This is a genomic window from Pseudomonas sp. NA-150 (assembly GCF_044336365.1).
In the GTDB taxonomy this organism is placed as follows: domain Bacteria; phylum Pseudomonadota; class Gammaproteobacteria; order Pseudomonadales; family Pseudomonadaceae; genus Aquipseudomonas.
In genome coordinates, this window is record NZ_CP172305.1 from 6,512,052 (window position 1) to 6,538,371 (window position 26,320).

26 protein-coding genes are annotated in these 26,320 nt (G+C 59.3%); 18 read left to right on the forward strand and 8 right to left on the reverse strand.

From position 1 onward, the window contains the following. The first annotated feature begins 7 nt into the window (after positions 1-7). The 7 genes from ACF0H7_RS30305 to ACF0H7_RS30335 all read left to right on the forward strand — a co-directional run bounded on the left by ACF0H7_RS30305 (position 8) and on the right by ACF0H7_RS30335 (position 6,643). Positions 8-1,363 carry a M16 family metallopeptidase gene (locus ACF0H7_RS30305; protein WP_397450467.1) on the forward strand — a complete coding sequence of 452 codons (1,356 nt, stop codon included), beginning with the start codon at positions 8-10 and terminating at the stop codon, positions 1,361-1,363. Beyond that, positions 1,356-2,849 (forward strand): M16 family metallopeptidase, encoded by a 1,494-nt coding sequence (locus tag ACF0H7_RS30310; protein ID WP_397450468.1) that lies wholly within the window; start codon positions 1,356-1,358, stop codon positions 2,847-2,849. Before ACF0H7_RS30305 ends, ACF0H7_RS30310 begins: the two co-directional genes overlap by 8 nt. Then, positions 2,849-3,448 carry a 16S rRNA (guanine(966)-N(2))-methyltransferase RsmD gene (gene rsmD, locus ACF0H7_RS30315; protein ID WP_397450469.1) on the forward strand — a complete coding sequence of 200 codons (600 nt, stop codon included), beginning with the start codon at positions 2,849-2,851 and terminating at the stop codon, positions 3,446-3,448. The genes ACF0H7_RS30310 and rsmD overlap by 1 nt, the downstream gene beginning before the upstream one ends. A gap of 248 nt (positions 3,449-3,696) precedes the next feature. Beyond that, on the forward strand, positions 3,697-4,713 hold the full coding sequence (locus ACF0H7_RS30320; protein ID WP_397454072.1) for a hydrolase: 1,017 nt from the start codon (positions 3,697-3,699) through the stop codon (positions 4,711-4,713). 1 nt (position 4,714) lies between these two features. Then, positions 4,715-5,566: an AraC family ligand binding domain-containing protein gene (locus ACF0H7_RS30325; RefSeq protein WP_397450470.1), complete on the forward strand. Its 852-nt coding sequence runs from the start codon at positions 4,715-4,717 to the stop codon at positions 5,564-5,566. A gap of 31 nt (positions 5,567-5,597) precedes the next feature. Next, entirely contained in the window at positions 5,598-6,323 is a 726-nt protein-coding gene (locus ACF0H7_RS30330; protein ID WP_397450471.1) for an AzlC family ABC transporter permease, read from the forward strand. Next, complete coding sequence (locus ACF0H7_RS30335) at positions 6,320-6,643, forward strand: AzlD domain-containing protein (RefSeq protein WP_397450472.1); 324 nt, start codon at positions 6,320-6,322, stop codon at positions 6,641-6,643. The genes ACF0H7_RS30330 and ACF0H7_RS30335 overlap by 4 nt, the downstream gene beginning before the upstream one ends. Before the next feature lie 94 nt (positions 6,644-6,737). Here ACF0H7_RS30335 and ACF0H7_RS30340 read toward each other — a convergent pair whose 3' ends face one another. After that, entirely contained in the window at positions 6,738-7,592 is an 855-nt protein-coding gene (locus tag ACF0H7_RS30340; RefSeq protein WP_397450473.1) for a sulfurtransferase, read from the reverse strand. Positions 7,593-7,643: 51 nt separating this feature from the next. Then, positions 7,644-8,315, reverse strand: coding sequence for a TetR/AcrR family transcriptional regulator (locus ACF0H7_RS30345; RefSeq protein ID WP_397450474.1), 672 nt, complete (start codon positions 8,313-8,315; stop codon positions 7,644-7,646). 176 nt (positions 8,316-8,491) lie between these two features. Between ACF0H7_RS30345 and ACF0H7_RS30350 the strand changes: the two genes are divergently transcribed. The 5 genes from ACF0H7_RS30350 to ACF0H7_RS30370 all read left to right on the forward strand — a co-directional run bounded on the left by ACF0H7_RS30350 (position 8,492) and on the right by ACF0H7_RS30370 (position 13,206). Further along, positions 8,492-9,922: a coniferyl aldehyde dehydrogenase gene (locus ACF0H7_RS30350; protein ID WP_397450475.1), complete on the forward strand. Its 1,431-nt coding sequence runs from the start codon at positions 8,492-8,494 to the stop codon at positions 9,920-9,922. Positions 9,923-9,961: 39 nt separating this feature from the next. Further along, a complete protein-coding gene (locus ACF0H7_RS30355; RefSeq protein WP_397450476.1) occupies positions 9,962-10,507 on the forward strand; it encodes a twin-arginine translocation pathway signal protein in 546 nt (181 codons plus the stop codon). Between the two features lie 51 nt (positions 10,508-10,558). After that, positions 10,559-12,154 carry a GMC family oxidoreductase N-terminal domain-containing protein gene (locus tag ACF0H7_RS30360; RefSeq protein WP_397450477.1) on the forward strand — a complete coding sequence of 532 codons (1,596 nt, stop codon included), beginning with the start codon at positions 10,559-10,561 and terminating at the stop codon, positions 12,152-12,154. Between the two features lie 238 nt (positions 12,155-12,392). Beyond that, a complete protein-coding gene (gene coaD / locus ACF0H7_RS30365; RefSeq protein ID WP_397450478.1) occupies positions 12,393-12,872 on the forward strand; it encodes a pantetheine-phosphate adenylyltransferase in 480 nt (159 codons plus the stop codon). A gap of 82 nt (positions 12,873-12,954) precedes the next feature. Next, on the forward strand, positions 12,955-13,206 hold the full coding sequence (locus tag ACF0H7_RS30370) for a YfhL family 4Fe-4S dicluster ferredoxin (protein WP_397450479.1): 252 nt from the start codon (positions 12,955-12,957) through the stop codon (positions 13,204-13,206). A gap of 46 nt (positions 13,207-13,252) precedes the next feature. On the opposite strand, the gene ACF0H7_RS30375 is transcribed toward ACF0H7_RS30370, so the two are convergent. The 3 genes from ACF0H7_RS30375 to ACF0H7_RS30385 all read right to left on the reverse strand — a co-directional run bounded on the left by ACF0H7_RS30375 (position 13,253) and on the right by ACF0H7_RS30385 (position 15,413). Then, the gene (locus ACF0H7_RS30375; protein WP_397450480.1) at positions 13,253-13,588 is read right to left on the reverse strand and encodes a multidrug transporter; all 336 of its coding nucleotides are present in this window, start codon (positions 13,586-13,588) and stop codon (positions 13,253-13,255) included. A gap of 168 nt (positions 13,589-13,756) precedes the next feature. Further along, on the reverse strand, positions 13,757-14,569 hold the full coding sequence (mutM, locus tag ACF0H7_RS30380; RefSeq protein ID WP_397450481.1) for a bifunctional DNA-formamidopyrimidine glycosylase/DNA-(apurinic or apyrimidinic site) lyase: 813 nt from the start codon (positions 14,567-14,569) through the stop codon (positions 13,757-13,759). 31 nt (positions 14,570-14,600) lie between these two features. Further along, positions 14,601-15,413, reverse strand: coding sequence for an HDOD domain-containing protein (locus tag ACF0H7_RS30385; RefSeq protein ID WP_397454073.1), 813 nt, complete (start codon positions 15,411-15,413; stop codon positions 14,601-14,603). A 266-nt stretch (positions 15,414-15,679) separates the two neighbouring features. Between ACF0H7_RS30385 and ACF0H7_RS30390 the strand changes: the two genes are divergently transcribed. Further along, positions 15,680-16,876 (forward strand): class I SAM-dependent rRNA methyltransferase, encoded by a 1,197-nt coding sequence (locus ACF0H7_RS30390; protein WP_397450482.1) that lies wholly within the window; start codon positions 15,680-15,682, stop codon positions 16,874-16,876. Between the two features lie 45 nt (positions 16,877-16,921). Here the strand turns inward: ACF0H7_RS30390 and ACF0H7_RS30395 are convergent, their stop codons facing one another. Beyond that, the gene (locus ACF0H7_RS30395) at positions 16,922-17,662 is read right to left on the reverse strand and encodes a magnesium transporter (protein ID WP_397450483.1); all 741 of its coding nucleotides are present in this window, start codon (positions 17,660-17,662) and stop codon (positions 16,922-16,924) included. Positions 17,663-18,143: 481 nt separating this feature from the next. Here ACF0H7_RS30395 and ilvD point away from each other — a divergent pair, with 481 nt between their 5' ends. After that, positions 18,144-19,991: a dihydroxy-acid dehydratase gene (gene ilvD / locus ACF0H7_RS30400; protein ID WP_397450484.1), complete on the forward strand. Its 1,848-nt coding sequence runs from the start codon at positions 18,144-18,146 to the stop codon at positions 19,989-19,991. A gap of 97 nt (positions 19,992-20,088) precedes the next feature. On the opposite strand, the gene mgrA is transcribed toward ilvD, so the two are convergent. After that, entirely contained in the window at positions 20,089-21,126 is a 1,038-nt protein-coding gene (gene mgrA / locus ACF0H7_RS30405) for an L-glyceraldehyde 3-phosphate reductase (protein WP_397450485.1), read from the reverse strand. Positions 21,127-21,552: 426 nt separating this feature from the next. Next, positions 21,553-22,503, reverse strand: a complete 951-nt coding sequence (gene epsC / locus ACF0H7_RS30410) for a serine O-acetyltransferase EpsC (RefSeq protein ID WP_397450486.1) — start codon at positions 22,501-22,503, stop codon at positions 21,553-21,555. 215 nt (positions 22,504-22,718) lie between these two features. On the opposite strand from epsC, the gene ACF0H7_RS30415 reads away from it, so the two are divergent. The 4 genes from ACF0H7_RS30415 (at position 22,719) to tcyN (ending at position 26,141) form a co-directional block, all read left to right on the forward strand. Then, on the forward strand, positions 22,719-23,717 hold the full coding sequence (locus tag ACF0H7_RS30415) for a D-cysteine desulfhydrase (RefSeq protein ID WP_397450487.1): 999 nt from the start codon (positions 22,719-22,721) through the stop codon (positions 23,715-23,717). A 214-nt stretch (positions 23,718-23,931) separates the two neighbouring features. Continuing rightward, positions 23,932-24,729: a cystine ABC transporter substrate-binding protein gene (tcyJ, locus tag ACF0H7_RS30420; RefSeq protein ID WP_397450488.1), complete on the forward strand. Its 798-nt coding sequence runs from the start codon at positions 23,932-23,934 to the stop codon at positions 24,727-24,729. Next, positions 24,726-25,394 carry a cystine ABC transporter permease gene (tcyL, locus tag ACF0H7_RS30425; protein ID WP_397450489.1) on the forward strand — a complete coding sequence of 223 codons (669 nt, stop codon included), beginning with the start codon at positions 24,726-24,728 and terminating at the stop codon, positions 25,392-25,394. Before tcyJ ends, tcyL begins: the two co-directional genes overlap by 4 nt. Before the next feature lie 3 nt (positions 25,395-25,397). Then, on the forward strand, positions 25,398-26,141 hold the full coding sequence (tcyN, locus tag ACF0H7_RS30430; RefSeq protein WP_397450490.1) for an L-cystine ABC transporter ATP-binding protein TcyN: 744 nt from the start codon (positions 25,398-25,400) through the stop codon (positions 26,139-26,141). The last annotated feature ends 179 nt before the right edge of the window (positions 26,142-26,320 follow it).

The window sequence follows — 26,320 nt, forward strand, 5'->3', positions numbered from 1 at the left end:
AAAACGAATGAATGCTCTCGCCCGCCGCGCTGCCGGCCTGCTGCTCAGCACGTTGTGTCTACCGCTGGCTGCTCTGGCCGCTGACCCGCAACCCACTCACGAATTCACCTTGGACAACGGTCTGAAAGTCGTCGTCCGTGAAGATCACCGCGCTCCCGTAGTGGTTTCGCAAGTCTGGTACAAAGTCGGCTCCAGCTACGAAACGCCGGGCCAGACCGGTTTGTCCCACGCCCTGGAACACATGATGTTCCGTGGCAGCAAGAACGTCGGCCCAGGCCAGGCCTCGCTGATCCTGCGTGACCTCGGCGCCGAGGAAAACGCCTTCACCAGCGACGACTACACCGCGTTCTATCAGGTGCTGGCCCGCGATCGCCTGGGGGTAGCCTTCGAGCTGGAGGCCGATCGCATGGCCAACCTGCTGATTCCGGCCGAGCAGTTCAAACGCGAAATCGAAGTCATCAAGGAAGAACGTCGCCTGCGCACCGACGACAAGCCCGGCGCCAAAGCCTACGAGCGTTTCAAAGCGATGGCCTACCCCGCCAGCGGCTACCACACGCCGACCATCGGCTGGATGGCCGACCTGGAGCGGATGGACGTCGAAGAGCTGCGTCACTGGTACAAAACCTGGTATGTGCCGAACAACGCCACGCTGGTAGTGGTCGGTGACGTGACACCCGACGAAGTGAAAGCGCTGGCGCAACGCTATTTCGGCCCGATCCCGCGCCGCGACGTGCCGGTCGCGAAAACTCCGCTGGAACTGCCTGAACCCGGCGAACGCCTGATTACTCTGCACGTGCAGACACAAATGCCCAGCTTGATCTACGGCTTTAACGTGCCGAGCCTGACCACCAGCAAAGACTCGCGCTCGATCAATGCACTGAGCTTGATCTCCGCACTGCTCGACGGTGGCTACAGCGCGCGTATCCCGACTCGCCTGGAGCGCGGCGAAGAGCTGGTTTCCGGCGCGTCGTCGAGTTACGACGCCTACACCCGTGGTGACAGCCTGTTCACTATCAGCGCGACGCCCAACGTGCAGAAAAAGAAAACCCTGGCCGACGTCGAAGCCGGGATCTGGCGCTTGCTGGATGAGCTGAAGAAATCCCCGCCGACCAACGCTGAACTGGAGCGAGTCCGGGCGCAAGTGACTGCCGGCCTGGTGTTCGAGCGCGACTCGATCACTCGTCAGGCCAGCGCCATCGGCGAGCTGGAAACAGTCGGCCTGTCGTGGAAGCTGATCGACGAAGAGCTGAAAGCCATCAACGACGTCACCCCGCAAGACATCCAGAAAGCCGCTCGTACTTATTTCGTTCGTGAACGCCTCAGCGTTGCACACGTTTTGCCTGAGGAGAAAACCCATGAATAAGCCCGCGCCTTTTGCTCTGCGCAACCTGGCTTTGGCCGCGCTGTTGGGCGTTTTCAACGTTGCGCCGGTACTGGCCGAAGACGCGGCTCCTGCCAACGCTGCTGCCGCGCCCGCCGCTGAAACCGCGACCAACAACTTGCAGTCGCTGAAAGAACTCGACGGCAAGCCACCTGCGCACCGCACCCTGAATATCCAGACCTGGAAAACCGCTGAGGGCACTAAAGTGCTGTTCGTCGAAGCGCGGGAGCTGCCGATGTTCGACATGCGCCTGACGTTCGCCGCTGGCAGTAGCCAGGACCACGGCACGCCCGGTATCGCGCTGATCACCAATGCCATGCTCAACGAAGGCGTGAAAGGCAAGAATGTCGGTGCCATCGCTGAAACCTTCGACGGCCTCGGCGCCGACTTTGGCAACGGCGCCTATCGCGACATGGCCATAGCGTCATTGCGCAGCTTGAGCGCGCCGGACAAACGCGAGCCGGCCCTGAAACTGTTCGCCGAAATCGTCGGCAAACCGACGTTCCCGGCGGACTCGCTGGCACGCACCAAAAACCAGTTGATGGCCGGATTCGAATATCAGAAACAGAGCCCCGGAAAGTTGGCGGGCTTGGCGCTGTTCAACCGGTTATACGGCGACCATCCTTACGCGCATCCGAGCGAAGGCACGGCCAAGAGCGTGACGCCGATTACCGTCGCGCAACTGAAAGCCTTCCATGCCAAAGCCTACGCGGCCGGTAACGCGGTGATTGCGCTGGTGGGCGACCTGTCCCGCGCCGAAGCCGAGGCGATTGCCGAGCAAGTGTCATCTGCCCTGCCAAAAGGGCCGGCGCTGCCAAAAATTACCGAACCCGTGGAGCCGAAAGCCGGCCTCACCCACATCGAGTTCAATGCCAAGCAGACGCACCTGATGCTCGCGCAACTGGGGATTGACCGTAACGACACGGATTACGTGGCGCTGACCCTGGGTAACTCGATCCTCGGCGGCGGCGGTTTCGGCAGCCGGTTGATGAGTGAAGTTCGCGAGAAACGCGGCCTGACCTACGGTGTCTCGTCGGGCTTCACCCCGATGCAGGTGCAAGGCCCGTTCATGATCGGCCTGCAAACTCGCGCCGAGCTCAGCGAAAACACCCTGAAACTGGTGCAAGACATCGTCCACGATTTCCTCGCCAACGGTCCGACCCAAAAAGAACTGGATGACGCCAAGCGCGAACTGTCCGGCAGCTTCCCGCTGTCCACGGCGAGCAACTCGGACATCGTCGGCCAGCTAGGCGCGATTGGGTTCTATGACCTGCCGCTGACCTACCTTGAAGACTTCATGCAGCAAGCGCAGAGCATCACTGTCGAACAAGTCAAAGCGGCAATGAACAAGCATTTGAGCGCCGACAAGATGGTCATCGTCACCGTTGGCCCGACGATCGAACAGAAGCCATTGCCCGCCCCCATCGATAATCCAATCGAACAACCTCTCAGCGTTCCGGAGCACTAATGGCCAATCCAAGACCCAAGGGCCACAACCGCCTCGGCCAATTGCGCATCATTGGCGGTCAATGGCGCAGCCGCCGCCTGACCTTCCCTGACGCCCCCGGCCTGCGCCCGACGCCGGATCGAGTGCGTGAAACGCTGTTCAACTGGCTGGCACCGACCATCGAAGGCGCACGCGTCCTCGACCTGTTCGCCGGCAGCGGCGCGCTGTACCTGGAAGCCCTGTCCCGTGGCGCCGACAAAGCCCTGGCGCTGGACTCCAGCGCCGCCGCCATCACCAGCCTCAAGCAAAACCTGACCGCGCTGGACTGCATCAACGGCCAGGTGCTGCATACCGACGCCCTGCGTTACCTGGAAAACCAGCCCGGCGAAGCCTTCGACGTGGTGTTTCTTGATCCGCCCTTCCACCAAGGTTTACTGGCTTCAGCCTGCGCCCTGCTGGAAACCCGCGGCTGGCTGGCCGACGAGGCGTGGATCTACACCGAAAGCGAAATGCAGCCGTCGACGACCGGTTTGCCGGGCAGCTGGCGTTTGCACCGGGAGAAAAAGGCGGGGCAGGTTTATTACGCGCTGTGGCAGCGGTCGGTAGAAACGGTCGGCTGACAGGCCGCCTTCGTCAACAAGTTGGCTCATTGATTTGAGATTGACCTCATTGTTGTAGGAGCTGCCGAAGGCTGCGATAAGGCCGGTACGGCCTTCGCGATGTCGATAGATCGCAGCCTTCGGCAGTTCCTACAGGAATAATGCTCAATCCCTACCACTCATGAAAAACCCACGCACTTCAATCCTCACTTGTGGCACCGTAACGCTCATGCAGTCACGATGAATGACCGACGAGCCCGAAAGTGCCTATCCAAACCGCTACACAGCCACTAACAGCCCCTTTCAGCCCAGCCATGGGCCTGGGAAATCCGCACCTGCAAACCTTGTGGGGCCCATTGCTGCGTAAGAAAAAACCAATCGAACGCCAGCGCGAGCGGATCTGGCTGGCCGACGGCGATTTTCTCGACCTGGACTGGCATGGCCCGCATGAGGCCGATACGCCGCTGGTGCTGGTTTTACATGGACTGACCGGCTCATCGAATTCACTGTACGTCGTGGGTTTACAGCAAGCGTTGGCGCAGCAAGGTTGGGCCAGCGTGGCGTTGAATTGGCGTGGCTGTTCGGGTGAGCCGAATTTGTTGCCGCGCAGCTATCACTCCGGGGCCAGCGAAGACCTCGGCGCCGTGGTTGATCACGTTCGCGCCAAGCGGCCACTGGCGCCGCTGTACGCGGTGGGTTACTCGCTCGGTGGTAACGTATTGCTCAAGTACCTTGGCGAAGAAGGCGAAAACTGCTCGCTACAAGGCGCGGTCGCGGTGTCTGTGCCGTTTCGTCTGGACGAATGTGCCGATCGCATCGGGCAAGGCTTTTCCAAGGTCTACCAGGCGCATTTCATGCGCGAGATGCTGGCCTATATCAAGGACAAACAGCGGCGCTTCGAGCATGAAGGACTCAGCGAAGGCCTGGCGGAATTGTCTGCCCTCGGGTCCCTGGAAAACATGCGTACTTTCTGGGATTTCGATGGTCGGGTAACGGCGCCGTTGAATGGATTTCTCGATGCCAAAGATTATTACCGGCGTTCGTCGAGTCGATATTTCCTCGGCGAGATCCGTACGCCAACGCTGATTATTCAGTCAGTCGACGACCCTTTCGTCTGCTCCCACAGCCTGCCTGATCCCACCGAGTTGTCGTCGAGCACTCACTTCGAGCTGCAAAAGCGTGGCGGTCATGTGGGTTTTATCGAGGGTTCGTTGAAAAACCCGAGCTATTACCTGGAACGACGTATTCCGCTGTGGCTTAGCGACAAACACGGAACCAGCAGCTGAGATGGCCGCAGCACGCGCCGAGCACACCCGTTTCTGGCAATCGGAGCATGTGGGTGGCGTTGAGTTGTTGGCGGCGCATTACGTCGAACAGCGCTTCGTCTCCCACGCCCACGATGGCTACGTGATTGGCGTGATTGAGGGCGGCGCCCAACGTTATCGATATCGCGGAGCCGACCACCTGGCGCCGGTCGGCACGCTGATTCTGATCAATCCGGACGAACTGCACACCGGGCACAAAGGGACTGAGGCGGGCTGGTTCTATCGCTCGTGCTACCCCGACACGCAACAGATCGTTTCGCTATTGACGGAGCTGGACCTGCCCGTTCGTGGCCTGCCCTCGTTCGGCGCCACCCTGTATCGCGACCCCGATCTTGTCGCCGGCTTCTCGCAACTGCATCGTCTGCTGGAAAGCCCTGCCACGGCACTGCAACAACAAACCGCCTGGCGCGAGGTGATGCTCACACTCTTGCAGCGCCATGCCGATGTGCCCACGCCAAGCCTGCCGGGACTCGAGCCCCGCGCGGTGGCACAGGCCAAAGAGTTGCTGCAGGCGCATCTGGCACAGCCACCGTCGCTGGAGACCCTGGCAAACGCAGTGAATCTGTCGCCCTTTCATTTCGCTCGGGTGTTTCGCCGAGCCACGGGCTTGCCGCCGCACACCTGGATGATGCAACAACGCATCGCCAAGGCCAGAGCGCTGCTGCGCGAGGGCTGCTTGCCACTGGATGTCGCGACGCAACTGGGCTTCGCCGACCAAAGTCACCTGACGCGCCAGTTCAAACAGGTCTACGGCGTCGCCCCCGGCGCGTATCGCGACGCCAGCGCAAGATCGTTCAAGACAGGGTTTTCCTGACTGCCTAAGATGCGGGCATAAGGAGAAAAACATGTCCCGTTATCAGTTGTATTCCCACGGCCTGCGCGACAGCGTTCCGATGCTGGTCGGCATCGCACCCTTTGGCATTATCTTCGGCACGCTGGCCGGCACGGGTGGCCTGTCACTGTGGCAGGCACTGGGGATGTCGATGTTCGTCTACGCCGGGTCCGCGCAATTTATCGTCGTCAGCCTGATAGGCGCCGGTGCCAGCGCCGTGGTGATTCTGCTCACCACGTTCATCGTCAACCTGCGCCATGTGCTGTACAGCGCCACGCTGCAACCTCAAGTCAACGAGCTGCCGCAACGCTGGCGGGTACTGTTGGCGTTCTGGCTGACCGACGAAACCTTCGCCGTGGTTCAGCGCTATTACCTGGTTCACGGCCGTTCAGCGCTAGCGCATTGGTATTGGCTCGGGGTTGCCAGCGCGCTGTATGCCTGTTGGGTCGGCAGCTCGCTGGTTGGCGTGCTGTTCGGTGAAGCAGTACCGAACATGGCGAGCTGGGGCCTGGAGTTCGCGATGCTGGCGACCTTCATCGGCATTGTCGTGCCGTTGCTGCGCAACCGTCCGCAGATCGCCGCCGCACTGGCCGCCGGCGCCGTCGCGTTGCTGACCTACACCTGGCCGTACAAACTCGGTCTGATGGCAGCTGCCTTCAGCGGAATTGCAGTGGGCGTATGGCTGGAGCGGCGCGCGGGCTTGACCGATTCAGCTTCGGGCAACGAGGTGCACTCATGAGCTACTGGTGGCTGGTGGTCGGCATGACCGCGATCACGTTCACGATGCGCTACAGCTTGTTCGCCTGGCCGAACCTGCGCTTCCCGCCGGTGGTCCGTCAGGGTTTGCATTACGTCCCCACAGCGGTGCTGACGGCGATTGTGGTGCCGGGCATGTTGCTGCCGGATGGCGAGCATTGGCAGTTGAGCGTGACCAACGCTTATTTGCTGGCGGGCCTCGCCTGCATCGCTATCGCGGCGTTTACTCGCAACCTGCTGGCGACCATTGGTGGCGGCTTGGTGGTGTTCTTTTTACTGCGCTGGGCGTTAGGGCAGATTTAATCCAAGACCTGTAGGAGCGGGCTTGCCCGCGATCTGCCTGACGCGGTCATCAGACAAACCGCCATCGCGGGCAAGCCCGCTCCTACAAGTATGCTTACACGCCAGTCGCGATAGCCCGCTTCGGATCGGTGATCCACTCGCTCCACGAGCCGGCGTACAACTTGCCCAGCGGATACCCTGCCAAACTCAACGCGAACAGATTATGGCAGGCCGTTACGCCAGAGCCGCAATAAGCCACCAAGTCATCCGGTGAACGATCAGCGAGCTTTTCTGCAAAGCGTTGTTTGAGCTGCTCAGCTGGCAAGAAACGACCGTCTTTGCCGAGGTTCTCACTGAAGGCAGCACACTGCGCGCCGGGAATATGGCCGGCAATGGGGTCGATCGGCTCAACTTCGCCCCGGAAACGCGGCTCGGCGCGGGCATCGATCAGGGTCATTTGCGGTTGCCCCAGACGCGACTGCAATTTTTCAGCACTGAGCAGTAACGACGCATCCGGCTTGCCGGTGAAATGCCCCTCTTTATGCTCAGGTGCATCCAGGCTCGACGGCAGGCCAGTCGTATGCCAGGCTTTGAGACCGCCATCGAGCAGGTAAACGCCGTCGCGCTTGCCCAACCACGCCAACAACCACCACCCGCGCGCCGCGTACGCGCCGGGACCGTCGTCATAGAGCACGATATCGCTGTCCTGATTGACGCCCCATTCCTGCAAGCGCCGGATAAAATCGCCCGGCTTGGGCAATGGATGGCGCCCCGTTACGCCCTTGGTTACAGGACCACTGAAATCACGCTCCAGATCGGCATACCAGGCGCCCTCGATATGCCCCTCGGCATAGCTACAGCGGCCGTAGTCGGGATCTTCCAAGGCAAAACGACAATCCAGAAGCACCAACCCCGGCTGTTTCTGACGGGCAACCAGTTGTTCCGGGGTGATCAATCGAGCGATAGACATGGCAGGCTCCAATGACGAAAAAATGAACTCAATCCGACTGCAAAACGAACGTTATTCGATCTCTTCCAACGCCCGTTGCAGCGGCACATAAAACTCTCCGCACAGCGCGTTTACCGCTTCTCGCGAAGCGGCCGTGACGTAACCCAGCTCCAGCATCAACACCTGATACACCCCACGACGGATGGCATCTTCACTGAGCCTCGCGGAATTTTCCCGCGTGGTACACAGAAACCGCACCCAAGACGTGAGGATGATCCAGGCATTCAGCGTCAGGGATTCGATTTGCACCTTGTCCATCTGCAAGATCCCGGCTTCGACGAAACGACTGTAGATCGCCATGCCTTGAATCAGGCAATGCTGGGAGAAACGTCGATAGCGCGCTGCCAATTCGGGATCAGCGTCGAGCAGATGCTCCAGGTCGCGATGCAGAAAGCGGTAGCGCCACATGCCGTCGAGCAGTTCCAGCAGATAGAAGCGCTTGTCTTCAACCGTCGGCAGCCGCCCCTTTGGCGGGCGCAAGAAACTGTCTACCAGCGTTTCATACTCGGTGAAAAGCTCGGCGATAATCGCCTGCTTGTTGGGGAAGTGGTAGTACAGGTTGCCCGGCGAAATTTCCATGTGCGCAGCGATATGGTTGGTGCTGACGCTACGCTCACCTTGCTGGTTAAACAGCTCGAGGCTGTTCTGCACGATGCGCTCACGGGTTTTGATGCGTGGGGCCATATTCAACTCGACCGGGTAACCATTAAAGAATTATGTCTGCATCTTAGCGGTGTTGTCAGTTCAGCCGCTATCGCGGGCAAGTCCGCTCCTTCAGGGAAGGTGGATATTTCATTCAATATTGACTTTATAGAGCAATAACTCTAGAAACACAGAATAACTCCAATCGAGACACGACCATGTCCGCCGAAATCGCTTTCCTGCAAGAGTCCCAACAGATCGCCAGCGAGCTGGATCAAGTGTTCCAGGCCCAACGCCAGGCGTTTGCCGCCAACCCCATGCCGACTGCCGGACAACGCCTGCAATGGCTGAAGACTTTGCGCACGCTGCTCAGCGACGAACGGCAGGCGCTGATCGACGCCATCAGCAGCGATTTCGGCAACCGCAGTGCCGACGAAACCTTGCTCGCCGAGTTGATGCCCAGCCTGTTGGGCATCGAGTACGCCAGCAAACACCTGAAACGCTGGATGAAACCGTCGCGACGCAGCGTCGGCATGGCCTTCCAACCGGCGTCGGCGAAAGTGGTTTACCAGCCATTGGGTGTCATCGGCGTGATTGTGCCGTGGAACTACCCGTTGTTTCTGGCGATTGGTCCGCTGGTGGGTGCCTTGTCTGCCGGCAATCGGGTGATGCTCAAGCTCAGTGAATCGACGCCCACCACCGCTGAATTGATCAAGCGCCTGTTCGCACGGGTGTTTCCGGAAGACCTGGTGTCTGTCGTGTTGGGCGAAGCCGAAGTGGGCATGGCCTTCTCCAAGCTGCCGTTTGATCATTTGTTGTTCACCGGCGCCACCAGCGTTGGTAAACACGTAATGCGTGCAGCCGCTGAAAACCTGACACCGGTTACCCTGGAGCTGGGCGGCAAATCCCCGGCCATCGTCTCCCGGGACGTGCCACTCAAGGACGCGGCGGAACGCATCGCCTTCGGTAAAACCCTGAACGCCGGGCAAACCTGCGTGGCGCCAGACTATGTGCTGGTGCCGGAAGATCGGGTCGATGGTTTCGTCGACGCTTATCGCAAGGCGGTATTGCAGTTTTATCCGACACTGGTAGACAACCCGGACTACACCTCAATCATCAACGAGCGTCAGCAGGCTCGACTTAATCGCTACCTCAGCGATGCCACCGATAAAGGCGCGAAGGTGATCTCGCTGTTCAACCAAAGCCAGGGCCGGCGCATGCCATTCAGCCTGCTGCTGAACGTTACCGACGATATGACCGTGATGCAGGACGAGATTTTCGGCCCGATTTTGCCCATCGTGCCCTACAGCCGCATCGATGAAGCCTTTGCCTACATCAATCAGCGCCCACGTCCGCTGGCCTTGTACTACTTTGGTTACAACAAAGCAGAACAGAAGCGCGTACTGGATCAGACGCATTCCGGTGGTGTGTGCCTGAACGACACGCTGATGCACGTCGCGCAGGATGACATGCCGTTTGGCGGCATCGGCCCATCGGGCATGGGGCACTACCACGGCCATGAGGGTTTCCTGACCTTCAGCAAGGCCAAGGGAGTGTTTATCAAGCAGCGTTTCAATGCGGCGCGAGTGATTTATCCGCCCTATGGCAAAGCGATCCAGCGATTGGTGTACAAGCTGTTCATTCGCTGATCAGGACTTCAGCACCCCGATAACAGGTCGACAATAATAATGAGTAGCAGCCTGTCTGAAAGCCCCGGCCTGTCGCGCCGGGGTGTACTGAAAATCAGTCTGTGCGCCGGCGCCTTTCTGTCAACCGCCGGCCTTGCCGCCAGCCTGACTGGCTGCTCGGCCAACAGCTTGGGCAGCGGTTTCAGTGTGCTGCGAGAAACCGATTTGCCGTTCCTGCGGGCGCTGATTCCAGCGATGGTCAGCGGCAGTCTTGGCGCCGGCTCCTCGCAGAGCGCGGTCGCCGGAACCCTGAAAAGTATCGACGCCAGCCTCGAGCACTTGTCGCCGGAAATGTTCAAGCTGACCCAGCAACTGTTCGACGTGCTGGCGCTTCCCCTCACACGCGGCCCGCTGACCGGCGTATGGCTCAGTTGGGAAAGTGCCAGCCTCGAGCAAGTGGCCAACTTCCTCGATCGCTGGGAAAACAGCCGCCTGAGCCTGTTGCGAATGGGGCATAGCTCGTTGCTGCAATTGGTGATGATGTCCTGGTACAGCCGCCCGGAAGCCTGGGCGCATTGCGGTTACCCCGGGCCGCCGACGGTGTGAGTCGCATCCGTCTGTTTACCCCAAAACAACAACAATAAAGTTCGAGGTTATATGCCGGTTCCTGACGTGTTTCGAGAAGGTCTTGCCCGTGGCTGGAAAACCTGGAATGGCGCGAAACTGGAGAAAAACCTGACGCTGGAAGCGGATGTCGTGATCATCGGCAGCGGCGCGGGGGGTGGCACCACGGCGGAAATACTCAGCGCGGCGGGTTACAAGGTGCTTTTGGTTGAAGAGGGTCCGCTGAAAACCAGCAGTGACTTCAAAATGCTCGAAGACCAGGCCTATTCCACGCTGTATCAGGAAGGCATTGGCCGTATGAGCAAGGATGGCGCGATTACCATCCTGCAAGGCCGCGCGGTGGGCGGGACCACCCTGATCAACTGGACGTCTAGCTTTCGCACCCCAAGCCAAACCCTCGAACACTGGCAGGAAGAGCATGGCGTGGTCGGTCATAGCGAAGCCGAGATGGCGCCGTGGTTCGACAAGATGGAGCAGCGCCTCGGCGTGGCACCCTGGGCCATGCCACCCAACGCCAACAATGATGTGATCCGCAAAGGCTGCGAGCACCTGGGCTACAGCTGGAAAGTCATCCCGCGCAATGTCCGAGGCTGCTGGAACCTGGGCTATTGCGGCATGGGTTGCCCGACCAATGCCAAGCAATCGATGCTGGTGACGACGATTCCTGCGACCCTGGATAAGGGTGGCGAGTTGCTGTACCTGGCTCGCGCCGAGCGCCTGATGATCAAGGCGGACAAGGTCGTCGGCCTGCAATGCCTGGCCATGGATGAACACTGCGTCGCCCCCAATGGCCGCACGATTACCATTACTGCCAAGCATTACGTGTTGGCAGGCGGTGGCATCAATAGCCCGGCGTTGCTGCTGCGCTCAGACGCGCCCGACCCGCACAAACGCGTGGGCAAGCGTACCTTTTTGCACCTGACGAGCTTTTCTGCCGCGCAGTTCGATCGAGTGATCAACCCGTTCTACGGCGCACCGCAATCGATCTATTCAGATCATTTTCAATGGATCGACGGCCCAACCGGGCAGATGTCCTACAAACTGGAAGTACCACCCTTACAGCCGGCGCTGGCCAGCACGCTGCTCGGCAGTTTTGGCCAGGAAAGCGCCGACCGCATGGCGCAACTGCCGAAAACCCACATGATGCTGGCGTTGATGCGCGACGGATTTCATCCGGACAGCACCGGCGGCAGCGTGGAATTACGCGGCGACGGCACGCCGGTGCTGGATTATCAGGTGTCGTCTTATGCGTGGGACGGCATTCGTCGGGCTTACCGCAGCATGGCGGAAATCCAGTTCGCCGGCGGTGCGAAAACGGTGATGCCCGTGCATGAAGACGCCGGTTACGTGAAGAGCATGGCAGAAGCGCAGACGCTGATCGATGATTTGAGCTTGGAAACCCTCCGCGCCCGCTTGGGCAGCGCCCACGTCATGGGCGGCTGTGCCATGGGTGAGGAGCCCGGAATTGCGGTGTGCGATAGCCTCGGCCGGCATCATCAGTTGAGTAATCTATCGATTCACGATGGCTCGCTGTTCCCCACCAGCATTGGCGCTAACCCGCAATTGTCGGTGTATGGCCTGACGGCGCAGTTGGCGACGGCGTTGGTGCAAAGACTGAAATCCACATAGCGACACACGGCCCCTGTAGAAGCTGCCGAAGGCTGCGAAAAGGACCGCAGGGCCTTCGGTGAGCCAGATAACACGACTGCTTCGCAGCCGATCGCAGCCTTCGGCAGCCCCTACAGAGAGAATCGTTGCACACAGGCCGTTCCGGCCAAAACACCCCCACTCGCCATAAGGCGACTTGGCCGACCGGGATTGCTGCGATACCATCCGAATCCCCAAGGACTCCGACCAGGACGACGCGATGAACCGAGTGTTGTACCCAGGCACCTTCGACCCTATCACCAAGGGCCATGGCGATCTGGTCGAACGCGCCTCGCGCTTGTTCGACCAAGTGGTGATCGCTGTCGCCGCCAGCCCGAAGAAAAACCCGCTGTTTCCGCTGGAACAGCGCGTGGAGCTGGCCCGTGAGGTCACCAAGCACCTGCCCAATGTTGAAGTGGTGGGGTTTTCCACGCTGCTGGCGCATTTCGCCAAAGAGCAGAACGCCAATGTGTTCCTGCGCGGCCTGCGAGCGGTTTCGGACTTCGAATACGAATTCCAGCTGGCCAACATGAATCGCCAGTTGGCGCCAGACGTCGAAAGTCTGTTCCTCACCCCGTCTGAGCGTTATTCGTTCATTTCCTCTACGCTTGTCCGTGAAATCGCGGCACTGGGTGGCGATATCACCAAGTTCGTGCACCCTGTCGTTGCTGATGCTTTGACCGAACGGTTCAAACGCTAAGGTGCATCCGGAGCGCTAATGCGGCACAATTCGTCGCATTAGTTTTCATATGCCTCGGCGGCGACCGAGGCAGGAGTGCGTCATGTCCCTGATCATCACCGACGACTGCATCAATTGCGACGTCTGCGAACCCGAGTGCCCGAACGAAGCGATTTCTCAAGGTGAGGAGATCTATGTGATCAATCCGAACCTGTGCACCCAGTGCGTTGGCCATTACGACGAGCCGCAATGCCAGCAAGTCTGCCCTGTGGATTGCATTCCGCTGGATGAAAATCACGTCGAAAGCCAAGACGATTTGATGAGGAAATACGAGCGCATCATCGGCAAAGCCTGATCGCTCGTTATCACCCGGTTAGACGCCAGTGCTCACTGGCCAGGCTTTACTCTTCCTTGCCGAAGCCTTCACCCGTACAGCCCAGGCAGCGTACAAACGCTGCTTTGCCGGGGGTGACCACCAATGCCTTGCCCGCTTCACCGACGTTGCCACCCAATGCGGTAAACGGCAGCGACACCACAAACGCCGCAGCACCGATGGCGGTCAACGCGATCAGAATCGGGCGCGCGACCAGCAAGTCGCCAATCATCGCGTAACCGGACGGAGTCTGGATGGTGTAGGTCGGATCACCGCTTTGCTCCTGAGTCTCAGCCTGAGCTGGCAACATCTGCATGCCGAACAGCAAGGCGAGTACGACAGCAAGGGAACGAAACGAACTCATGGCGTGATCCTTCAAGCTCTACGGGAGGAATGCTCGTCACTATAAACAGCGGCGGTGGTTTCGCAAGGGTTGTGCCCGTGAGATTTTATGTAGGAGCGGGCTTGCCCGCGATCAAGTTGACGTGGTGTGTCAGGTAATCTGCCATCGCGGGCAAGCCCGCGTGTTCTCTTATTTTTGGCACTTCGGGCAAAACACACTCGCCCGCTGCCCCAACTTAACCTCACCCAATTCCGTCCCGCAAACCTTGCAGGGCTGAGCGCCACGGCCATAAACGAACAACTCCTGCTGGAAATAGCCGGGCTGACCATCGCCGCCGATGAAATCCTTCAGCGTGGTGCCGCCGCGCTCGATGGCGTGAATCAAAATCCGCTTGATCTCTGTCGCCAACCGCACGTAACGCGCCTTGGAGATGCTCTTGGCTTCACGACGCGGATCAATCCCGGCGGCGAACAGCGCTTCAGTCGCATAGATGTTGCCGACACCCACCACCACCGCGTTGTCCATAATGAACGGCTTCACCGCCATTGAGCGCCCACGGGACCGTTCGAACAGGCGGGCGCCGTCGAACAGATCGGTCAGTGGCTCGGGCCCGAGGTTGATCAGCAACGCGTGATTCAGCGGGTCGAGGCTCCAGAGCATCGCCCCAAAACGGCGAGGATCGGTGTAGCGCAGGGCCATGCCCGATTCCAGCTCGATGTCCACGTGCTCATGCTTGGCTGCCGGCAACCCGGCTTCAACCAGTCGCAAATTACCCGACATACCCAAATGGCTGATCAGTGTCCCTACTTCAGCGTTGATCAACAGGTACTTGGCGCGGCGCTCCACCAGCACGATGCGCTGCCCGGACAGACGTACGTCGAGGTCTTCCGGGATCGGCCAGCGCAGGCGGCGGTCCCGGACAATCACACGGCTGACCCGCTGCCCTTCGAGGTGCGGTGCGATACCGCGGCGGGTGGTCTCGACTTCAGGTAATTCAGGCATGGGAGACTCAGATCAGATAGCGCGAGTGTGGTTAATGGGCACCCAGCTCGCGAATGGACTCTTTCAGGTTTTCAAAGTCGTAATCGGACAGGCCAACGTAGTCCAGAATCAAGTGACCGATGCTGTTCCATTCATGGTCTTCGCACTCATTGCCCAGAACGCGATGGGACGCACAGATGTGCTCGGCCATTTTCAGGATTGCCAGCAGATTTTTCAGCTGACTGTTACGCCCCGATTCGTCCTGGAAAATCACCAGTGCGTTGTGGTGGTTGGCGATGGCGTTGCTCACGTGCTCGGGCAGGCGCCACGACTTGGCGGTGAAATAACCGACCACGGCATGGTTGGTGTTGAACTCCCGGTTCTCAGTGTCCACGACGCGGCTTGTCGGGCCGGCATTGGCATAGGCCTGCTCAAGCACACCCATGTAATTGGGGAAGCGCTTGAGCATCAGCGGGATGCCGCAATCATGAAACAGGCCCAACGCGTACGCCTCGTCCACGGCTTGCGAGCCGGTGCGCTTGGCGAGGGTCAGGCAGGTCATCGCTACATCCTGGGCAGAATCCCAGAAACGATTGAGGGTGACGATGGTTTCGTCGGTCATCTCACTCTTGATCGACTGCGCGTTGATCAGGTTAATGATCGAGCGGCTACCCAACAGGTTCACCGCGCGCTGGATCGAAGCGATCTTGTTGGTCAGGCCATAATAGGGCGAATTGACCAGTTTCAACAGCGCGCCGGAAAGGCCCGGATCCTGCGCAATCAAACGGGCAATCGCCCCCAGATCCGGGTCGGGCATGTACTGCTCCATCTGCAAATCCACCATGATTTGCGGCTGAGGCGGCACGCTGATGCCTTGCAGGGCTTGCTGAATCTGCTCGGCGGTAAGCTCTTGGGGCATAAGTACACACTCTGGACTGGGCGGCGATTCTAACCCCTTCGCGGGGTGATTCGACAACCAAGGTAGTTCAGTAAAACCCGAGTCACCTACTGATATATGGAAATATTCAGCTGTCTTCGGCCATAAGACAGGCTGCAGCCCTTATTTACCGCGATCCCGCCCTGAATCTGCATCACGCGGTATAATCTCGCTCTTTTTTCCGGAGCGACGTCATGTCCCTGCCTAGCTTGCGCCTCAAAGCCAATGCCGACCGTCGCTTGCGCGCCGGTCACCTGTGGGTCTACAGCAACGAAATCGATGTAGCCGCCACTCCACTCCACGGCTTTGCGGCAGGCGATCAAGCGATCCTGGAAGCTGCCGGCGGCAAGCCGCTGGGCATCGTCGCCATGAGCCCCAACAACCTGATCTGCGCGCGTTTGCTGTCTCGCGACATCAAGCTGCCGCTGGACAAATCGCTGTTGGTCCATCGCCTGAACGTGGCCCTGTCGTTGCGCGAGCGCCTGTTCGACAAGCCTTTTTACCGCCTGGTGTACGGCGATTCCGACCTGTTGCCGGGTCTGGTGGTCGATCGTTTCGGCGACATTCTGGTGGTGCAACTGGCTTCCGCCACCATGGAAAACCATAAGGACGACCTGCTGGCAGCCCTGATCCAGGTGCTTAAGCCAAGCGGTATTCTGTTCAAGAACGATTCCGCGGCACGGGATGCCGAAGGCCTCAATCGCTACGTCGAAACCGCGTTCGGTCTGGTGCCGGAGTGGGTGGCACTGGAAGAAAACGGCGTGAAATTCGAAGCGCCGGTCATGGAAGGCCAGAAAACCGGCTGGTTCTACGATCACCGCATGAACCGCGCCCGTTTGGCACCCTACGTCAAAGGCAAGCGTGTACTGGACCTGTTCAGCTATATCGGCGGCTGGGGCGTACAAGCCGCAGCGTTCGGCGCCAGCGACGTGACCTGTGTCGACGCTTCCGCTTTCGCACTGGACGGCGTTGAGCGCAACGCTGCCCTCAACGGCTTCACCGATCAGATTGCCTGCATCGAAGGCGACGTGTTCGAAGCCCTCAAGGAACTGAAAAACTCGGAAGAGCGCTTCGACGTGATCGTTGCCGATCCACCGGCCTTCATCAAGCGCAAGAAAGACCTGAAGAACGGCGAAGGCGCCTACCGTCGCCTGAACGAACAGGCCATGCGCCTGCTCAGCAAGGACGGTATCCTGGTCAGCGCTTCGTGCTCGATGCACCTGCCCGAAGACGACCTGCAAAACATCCTCCTGACCAGCGCCCGCCACCTGGACCGCAATATCCAGTTGCTGGAACGCGGCGGCCAAGGCCCGGATCATCCGGTACACCCAGCCATCGCCGAGACCCGCTACATCAAGAGCATCACCTGCCGGTTGTTGCCGAACAGCTGATCAGTGTTTGCAGCCAATCGCGGGCTACCCCGCGATTGGCTCACATCAAAGCCCCAACACGTACGTCGCAATCCCGAAATACACCAGTACCCCTGCCGCATCTGCAATGGATGTAATCAGCGGCCCGCTGGCCGTCGCCGGGTCAAGACGCATGCGGCTGAGCAGAAACGGCAGGCTCATGCCGATCAAGCTGCCGACCATCACAATGATCAACATGCTGCTGGCCACTACCAGCGCAATCTCCTGACCACCCCGCAACATTCCCAGCGCAGCAACTGCGATGGACATGGTCGCGCCCAATGCCAGTGCCACTCCGCACTCGCGCCCCAACAACCGCAGCCAGTCGCGCATTACCACATCGCCCGTGGCCAGTGCCCGAACCATCAATGTCGCCGACTGCGCGCCCGCGTTACCGCCGCTGTCCACCAGCAACGGCAGGAAAAATACCAACACGATATTTGCGGCAATAGTGTCTTCGAAAGCGGCAATCCCGGCTCCCGAGAACAGATTGCCGAATACCAACAGCACCAGCCAGAACACCCGTTTGCGATACAACAGGGCGATGCTGGCGTTTTTCAGGCTACCAATCGGCGTACTGATCAACGCGCCTTTGTGAAAGTCTTCGGTCGCTTCCTCGCGCTCGGCCCGCGCCGAAGCCGTCAACCGGCGAAGCAGAGCCGCGCGCTCGACAGCCGACATCGCGCCAATCCGGTCAGCCAATTCGCTATCGGTAACGGTGTTTTCAAGGGAAACGCGCAGGGATTGCGCAAAATTGAGTTCAGTCATTTTTTACTCCAGGCACCGCAGTGGACACCTGAAGCGAGCTGATCAGCTGTACAGGCACGCCCACCGACGGTGCGGTCGATATCCATGGGAAGTTCTTGATGAACTAAAACCGGGAAGGTCCATGTAAGTGAGAATCTCGTGAGCCGCACATGCGGCGGGCGGATTTTAGGGAGACCACCTGAGTGAAAACAACCAAAAAAGCAGTGACTTCAGGATTCTCAGAAAAAGCCTACAGACCGCTCGCGGGCAAGCACGCGCCTACAAAATGCCTCCCGGCATTCCCACAACCGCGTACAGGTGTAGAATCGGCTCTATTCATCGCCAGTCATCCCCCGGCGGGTTTATGAGCTCAGGCCGAGCGCGCGGTGATCCCGTGGCGTCATCGGTTTCTTCGCTACGTCCGGTCACTGCCGAACGTGTGCGACGTCAATAGAAGCTCTCCCCCCTTTCCTGATACCTGATTTGCCGCCAGGAGTGCTCCATGCCTGATTACCGCTCGAAAACGTCCACCCACGGCCGCAATATGGCCGGCGCCCGCGCTTTGTGGCGCGCCACCGGCATGAAAGATGCCGACTTCAAGAAACCGATCATCGCTGTTGCGAACTCGTTCACCCAATTCGTACCGGGTCATGTGCACCTGAAAGACATGGGCCAATTGGTTGCGCGTGAAATCGAACGTGCCGGTGGTGTGGCCAAGGAATTCAACACCATTGCCGTGGACGACGGCATCGCCATGGGTCACGACGGTATGCTGTATTCGCTGCCGAGCCGCGAGATCATCGCCGACTCCGTGGAATACATGGTCAACGCCCACTGCGCCGACGCCATTGTCTGCATCTCCAACTGCGACAAGATCACCCCCGGCATGCTGATGGCTGCCCTGCGCCTGAACATCCCGGTGATCTTCGTCTCCGGCGGCCCGATGGAAGCCGGCAAGACCAAACTGTCCGCCAACGGCCTGGATCTGGTCGATGCCATGGTGATCGCCGCCGACCCCGACGCCAGCGACGAGAAAGTCGCCGAATACGAGCGCAGCGCTTGCCCGACGTGCGGTTCGTGCTCCGGCATGTTCACCGCCAACTCGATGAACTGCCTGACCGAAGCCCTCGGCCTCGCCCTGCCGGGCAACGGTTCGACCCTGGCGACCCACAGCGATCGCGAGCAGCTGTTCCTGCAAGCCGGCCGTACCATCGTCGACCTGTGCCGCCAGTACTACATCGAAAACGACGAGTCGGTGCTGCCGCGCAACATCGCCAACTTCAAGGCCTTTGAAAACGCCATGACGCTGGACATCGCCATGGGCGGTTCGACCAACACCATCCTGCACTTGCTGGCTGCCGCTCAAGAAGCGGAGATCGATTTCGACCTGAAAGACATCGACCGTCTGTCGCGCCACGTTCCGCAGCTGTGCAAGGTTGCGCCGAACATCCAGAAGTACCACATGGAAGACGTACACCGTGCCGGCGGGATTTTCAGCATCCTCGGCGAGCTCGCTCGTGGTGGCTTGCTGCACACCGACCTGCCGACCGTACACAGCGCGACTATGGCTGACGGCATCGCCAAGTGGGACATCACCCAGACCCAGGACGAAGCCGTACACACCTTCTTCCGCGCCGGCCCGGCCGGTATTCCAACACAGACGGCATTCAGCCAGTCGACCCGTTGGGACACCCTCGATGACGACCGTGAAACCGGCTGCATCCGTAGTGTCGAGCACGCTTACTCGCAAGAAGGCGGCCTGGCCGTGCTTTACGGCAACATCGCGGTAGACGGTTGTGTGGTGAAAACTGCCGGCGTCGACGAGTCGATCCACGTGTTCGAAGGCAACGCGAAGATCTTCGAAAGCCAGGACAGCGCCGTGCGCGGCATCCTCGCCGACGAAGTGAAGGCCGGCGACATCGTGATCATCCGTTACGAAGGCCCGAAAGGCGGCCCGGGCATGCAGGAAATGCTGTACCCGACGTCGTACCTGAAGTCCAAGGGCCTGGGCAAAGCCTGCGCCTTGCTGACAGACGGGCGTTTCTCGGGCGGTACTTCGGGTCTGTCCATCGGCCACGCTTCGCCAGAAGCAGCGGCAGGCGGTGCGATTGGTCTGGTGCGCGATGGCGATAAAGTGTTGATCGACATTCCGAACCGCTCGATCAATCTGATGATCAGCGATGAGGAAATGCAAGGACGTCGTGTCGAGCAAGACGCGAAGGGCTGGAAACCGGTTGAAAAGCGTCCGCGCAAAGTAACCACGGCGCTGAAAGCCTATGCGTTGCTGGCGACCAGTGCCGACAAAGGCGCTGTGCGTGACAAGGCAATGCTCGATAAGTTGATGCCTTAATTGCCCCTGTAGGAGCGGGCTTGCCCGCGATGCGGTGTATCTGATAGCCGCATCGCGGGCAAGCCCGCTCCTACAACGGGATGGCGCTACTGAGCCGTTACTGATCAGTTGACGGCTTTTCCCACAGGTTAATCCCGCCTTCTACCGCGAAGCTGTCGATTTCCGCCAGTTCTTCACGGGTGAAACTCAAGTTCTTCAACGCCCCGACGTTTTCAATGATTTGCTCTGGACGGCTCGCACCGATCAGCGCGGAGGTGATCCGTGGATCGCGCAACGTCCAAGCCAGCGCCAGTTGCGCCAGGCTTTGACCACGACGCTTGGCGATCTCATTCAATGCACGGACGTGAGCAATGTTGGCCTCCGACAAGTGCGACGCCTGCAATGAACCACCGCCCGGCTTGTTGACCCGCGCATCTTTCGGCACGCCGTTGAGGTATTTGTCGGTCAACAGGCCCTGTGCCAACGGAGTAAAGGCAATCACGCCCGCACCCAACTCATCCGTCGCATCCAGCAGATCGCGTTCAACCCAACGGTTGAGCAGGTTGTAGGCCGGCTGATGGATCAACAGTGGCACTTTCCACTCTTTGAGCAACGCCGCCATCTCACGGGTTTTTGCCCCGGAATAAGAAGAGATGCCGATGTACAGCGCTTTGCCCTGCTGCACGGCGGTGGCCAGTGCGCTGGCAGTTTCTTCCAGTGGGGTCAGTGGATCGAAGCGGTGCGAATAAAAGATATCCACATAGTCCAGGCCCATGCGTTGCAGGCTTTGATCGAGGCTGGCCAGCACGTATTTGCGCGAACCACCGCCCTGACCATACGGGCCTGGCCACATGTCCCAACCGGCTTTGCTGGAGATGATCAGCTCGTCGCGGTAGTGCTTGAAATCTTCGCGCAGCAGACGTCCGAAGTTGGTCTCGGCGCTGCCGTAAGGCGGGCCATAGTTGTTGGCCAGGTCGAAGTGGTTGATGCCCAGGTCGAACGCTGTACGCAACAGCGCGCGCTGAGTGTCCATCGGCGTGCTGTCGCCGAAGTTGTGCCACAACCCCAGAGATAGAGCGGGCAGCACCAGACCGCTACGGCCAACGCGGCGGTACGGAATGGATTCGTAACGGTTTTCGGCAGCGATATAAGTCATCGAACGTCTCTCGTTTAAGGAGCCTGGATTGCGACTCTTGAATCGAAGCCGCAGTTCCCTGTTTTTATTAATGCTGATCCCTTTCAGCCGGACCAGACGAGCTGGCCGAGCATACGCCCACGGCAAATTCTTTCAATAGTCCGACTAATGTTGTCGAGGTATTACGGGATTCATTGTTGATTTTATTGCAACTGGGGAAGGTTGATGTGCTGGTGAACAACGCGGGGGGCTGAAAACCACGTGTTCGCCAAGGAACTGCGTGGTCGCAACATCACCGTGAGCGCCGGGTGGGTTGGCCTGATCGATGTCAGAACAACAACACATTTCTGTAGGAGCTGCCGAAGGCTGCGATCCCGTCGGCCGGAAGGCCGTTCCGGCCCTATCGCAGCCTCCGGCAGCGCCTACAGGTGATCGCCATAGCGGCCACTATTTCAGGCAATCATCCTTCTCCAGCAAGTTCGCCTGAGACACATTGCAACCCGCCGGTACGCTGCGGGTCAGCCAGACGTTGCCGCCGACGGTGGAGCCTTTGCCGATGGTGATGCGCCCGAGAATGGTGGCGCCGGCATAGATCACCACGTCGTCTTCAACGATCGGGTGACGGGCATGGCCTTTCTGCAATTGGCCGTCCTCGTCTGCCGGGAAACGTTTCGCGCCCAACGTCACCGCCTGATAGATCCGTACCCGTTCGCCGATGATCGCGGTTTCGCCGATCACCACACCCGTCCCGTGGTCGATAAAGAAGCTCTGACCGATTTGCGCACCTGGGTGAATGTCGATGCCGGTGGCGGAGTGGGCAATTTCCGAACTGATGCGTGCCAGCAACGGCAAACCGGCGCGATACAGGTGGTGCGCCAGGCGATGGTGGATCACCGCAAGAATGCCGGGGTAGCACAGCAACACTTCATCGACGCTACGCGCCGCCGGGTCACCGTGATAAGCGGCCAACACGTCGGTATCGAGCAACACGCGCAATGCCGGCAGTGCAGCGGCGAACGCCTGAATCAGCTTAGTGGCGTGCTTTTCTGCATCCACGATACTTTCACCGTGCTGGCGGGCGGCATAGCGCAACTCCAGTCGGGCTTGAGCCAACAAGGCATTGAGCGCTACGTCGAGCGTATGGCCAACGTAGAAGTCTTCGCTCTCTTCGCGCAGATCCACCGGCCCCAGACGCATCGGAAACAAAGCCCCGCACAGCGCATCAAGGATATCGCTCATGGCCGCGCGCGATGGCAGCTCACGGCCACCCTGCTCGCCGCTCACTCGCCCGTTGCGGGTCCGCCAATCATCACGCGCAGAACGTAACTGGCTGACGATTTGCTGCAGCTGCCAGTTTCCGGAACGGTTATCGGCGGATGCTTCTGGAATGTCGCTCACGCTCACTACTCCTTCTGCTTTCAAGGTAAAGCCAGGTCACAGCCAGAAAGGTGCGGCCGCTGGATATGCTCACTCTACGGCAATCTTTTGCGACGAAAAATTAACAATTTCCGTAAGGGTTTTGCCGGATGCGGATTTTGCGTGTCCTCATGTTGCGCAGAGCCGAGAGCACTGCCTATAGTCCATCGACTCACTGCCCGGTTTATTTCCCCATCATGATCAAACAACAGCTGTCTCGTTTTAACCGTATGGAATTGCTCGGCGCCCCCACGGCTCTGGAAAAACTGCAGCGACTGTCCGCCTGGGCGGGGCGGGATATTTACGTCAAACGCGATGACACCACGACCCTGGCGCTGGGCGGCAACAAGGTGCGCAAACTTGAATACCTGGCCGCCGACGCACTGGCACAGGGCGCCGACACCTTGATCACCGCCGGTGGTTTGCAATCCAACCATGCCCGCCAGACGGCCGCGTTGGCTGCTCAGCTGGGTCTTGGTTGCGTGGTGTTGCTGGAAAATCCACTCGGCACCAATGACCGCAATTACCTGCACAACGGCAACCGTTTGTTGCTGGACCTGTTCGACGCGAAGGTCGAGCTGGTAGAGAACCTGGACAACGCCGACGATCAATTGCACGCCTTGGCCGCCCGTCTGCGCAACAGCGGGAAAAAACCGTATCTGGTACCTATCGGTGGTTCGAGCCCGGTCGGCGCGCTGGGTTACGTGCGCGCCGGGCTGGAATTGGCCGAGCAGATCAAACTCACGGGGCTGGATTTCGCTGCGGTGGTGCTGGCCTCGGGCAGCGCCGGCACACACAGCGGGCTGGCGATTGGCTTGAGCGAGTCATTGCCGAAACTTCCGGTGGTCGGTGTCACCGTTTCCCGCAGCGATGAAGCGCAACGGCCTAAGGTTCAGGGTCTGGCGGAGCGCACTGCGGAGTTGCTGGGTATCAATTTGCCAAGCAGTTTCAAGGTCGAGTTGTGGGACGAATATTTCGCCCCAGGCTATGGCGCACCCAATGCTGGCGCCTTGGCGGCAATCAAGTTGGTGGCCAGCCAGGAAGGTCTGTTGCTGGATCCGGTGTACACCGGCAAGGCCATGGCCGGGCTGCTGGATGGTATCGGCCGCAACCGTTTCGATGACGGCCCGATCATCTTTCTGCACACCGGTGGCGCACCGGCATTGTTTGCTTATCCCGATATTTTTTCCGGGTAAAAGCTGAAGGGCAGCTATATTCGAATTGGAGCTATATAAAGCACTTTTAGTTATTTCAATTACTATATAGCTGCCCTCTATAGTCACACCGCGTGAAGGACTACGAATTGGAATAAGGCCGCTTGAAAACGCTGGATTAAGTTTCTCGGCCGCAGTAGCTTTCGTCGGGTCTGATTCTTGCCTGACATTTAAAAATCACAATAAGGGGCTCGTCATGAACATTGCTGCCATCCGCCGCACATTTCTGCTTTCCACGCTGAGCCTCGTGCTTGGTACTGCTCTGGTCGGCCAAGCGGTCGCCGGTGACCAACTGCAAAAAATCAAAGACAGTAAAACGATCAAAGTCGGCCTGGAAGGCACTTACCCGCCCTTCAGCTTTGTCGATGCTGACGGCAAGCTCACTGGTTTCGAAGTCGAGTTCTCCAACGCATTGGCCAAAGAGCTGGGCGTGAAGGCCGATATCCAGCCGACCAAGTGGGACGGCATCCTGGCAGCTCTGGAATCCAAGCGCCTGGACGTGGTGATCAACCAAGTGACGATCTCTGATGAGCGCAAGAAGAAGTATGACTTCTCCGAGCCTTACACCATTTCCGGGATTCAAGCGCTGACCGCCAAGAAAAATGCCGGCAAGTTCCCGACACCTGAGTCGTTGTCCGGCCATAAAGTCGGTGTCGGCCTGGGCACCAACTACGAGCAATGGCTGAAAGAACACGTGCCAGGCGCAATCGTCAAAACCTATGACGATGACCCAACCAAGTTCCAGGACCTGATGGTTGGCCGTACCGATGCGATCCTCGTCGATCGTCTGGCGGCACTGGAAGAAACCAAAAAAACCGGCGACAAGCTGGCCGTGTCCGGCGATGCGTTTTCCCGTCAGGAAGCCGGTATTGCTATTCGCAAAGGTGAGCCTGAAACCGTGGCTGCGGTCAACGCTGCCATCGACAAACTGCGCGCCGACGGCACGCTGGCCAAGTTGTCGCAGAAGTACTTCGGCTCTGACGTGACCAAATGATTGAAGAGAGTCTAAAGCTCGCGCTGGACTCCGCGCCCTTCTTGCTGAGGGGCGCGTACTACACCGTCATTCTCAGCCTGGGCGGGATGTTTTTCGGCTTGCTGCTGGGTTTCGGCCTGGCGCTGATGCGCTTGTCACGCTTGAAGCTGGTCAGTGGTATTGCACGGGTGTACGTGTCGTTCTTTCGCGGAACGCCGCTGCTCGTGCAGTTGTTCGTGATCTATTACGGCCTGCCGCAATTGGGCATCGAACTCGACCCACTGCCCGCTGCACTGATCGGGTTTTCCCTGAACATGGCAGCCTACGCCTGCGAGATTCTGCGTGCGGCTATCGGCGCAGTGGATCGCGGTCAGTGGGAAGCCGCAGCCAGTATCGGCATGACCCGCGCGCAGACCATGCGCCGGGCGATCCTGCCGCAAGCGGCGCGCACCGCGTTGCCGCCACTGGGCAACAGCTTTATTTCACTGGTCAAGGACACCGCGCTGGCGGCCACGATTCAGGTGCCTGAGTTGTTCCGTCAGGCCCAGCTGATCACCGCGCGAACCTTCGAAATTTTCACCATGTACCTTGCCGCTGCCCTGATCTACTGGATCCTCGCCAGTCTGCTCGCGCACTTGCAGAACCGTCTGGAAGCGAGGGTCAATCGGCATGATCTGGAGTCTTGAAGCATGATCACGGTTGAGAAACTGACCAAAGAGTTCAAAGGCAACGCCGTGCTCAAGGGCATCGACCTGCAGATCAATGAAGGCGAAGTCGTTGCCATCATCGGCCCCAGTGGTTCTGGCAAAACCACGCTGCTGCGTTGCCTCAACTTTCTCGAAGAACCTTCCAGCGGCCGGATTCGCGTGGGCGACATCGAGATTGACGGCAGCCGTCCGCTGAACCAGCAGGCGGGTTTGATCCGGCAACTGCGGCAGCATGTCGGGTTCGTGTTTCAGAACTTCAACCTGTTCCCCCATCGCACGGCGCTGGAAAACGTCATCGAAGGCCCGATCGTGGTGAAAAAAACACCACGCGCGGAAGCGCTGGCCCTGGGCCGTGCGCTGCTGGCCAAGGTCGGTCTCGCGGGCAAGGAAGATGCGTATCCTCGACGCCTGTCCGGCGGCCAACAGCAACGGGTAGCCATTGCCCGAGCGCTGGCCATGGAACCGGAAGTGATCCTGTTCGATGAACCGACTTCAGCGCTGGACCCGGAATTGGTGGGTGAAGTGCTCGCCACCATCCGTGCGCTGGCGGAAGAAAAACGCACCATGGTCATCGTCACCCACGAGATGAGCTTTGCCCGTGACGTTGCCAACCGGGTGGTGTTCATCGACAAAGGCGTGATCGTTGAACAAGGCGAAGCCAAGGCGTTGTTCGCCAATCCCAAGGAAGAACGTACGCGTCAGTTCCTCGAACGCAGCCGCAATTAAAAAACGCCTTACCTGTAGGAGCTGCCGAAGGCTGCGATCGAACGTGATCGCGATGGTGATCTGGCGATTTATCGCAGCCTTCGGCAGCGCCTGCACCGAGCGCGGCGCCCCCGATTTTGTAGGATCAACCTTGAACCTTCACGTCTCCCGCTGACCGTATTAGCGTAGGAGATCTCTGA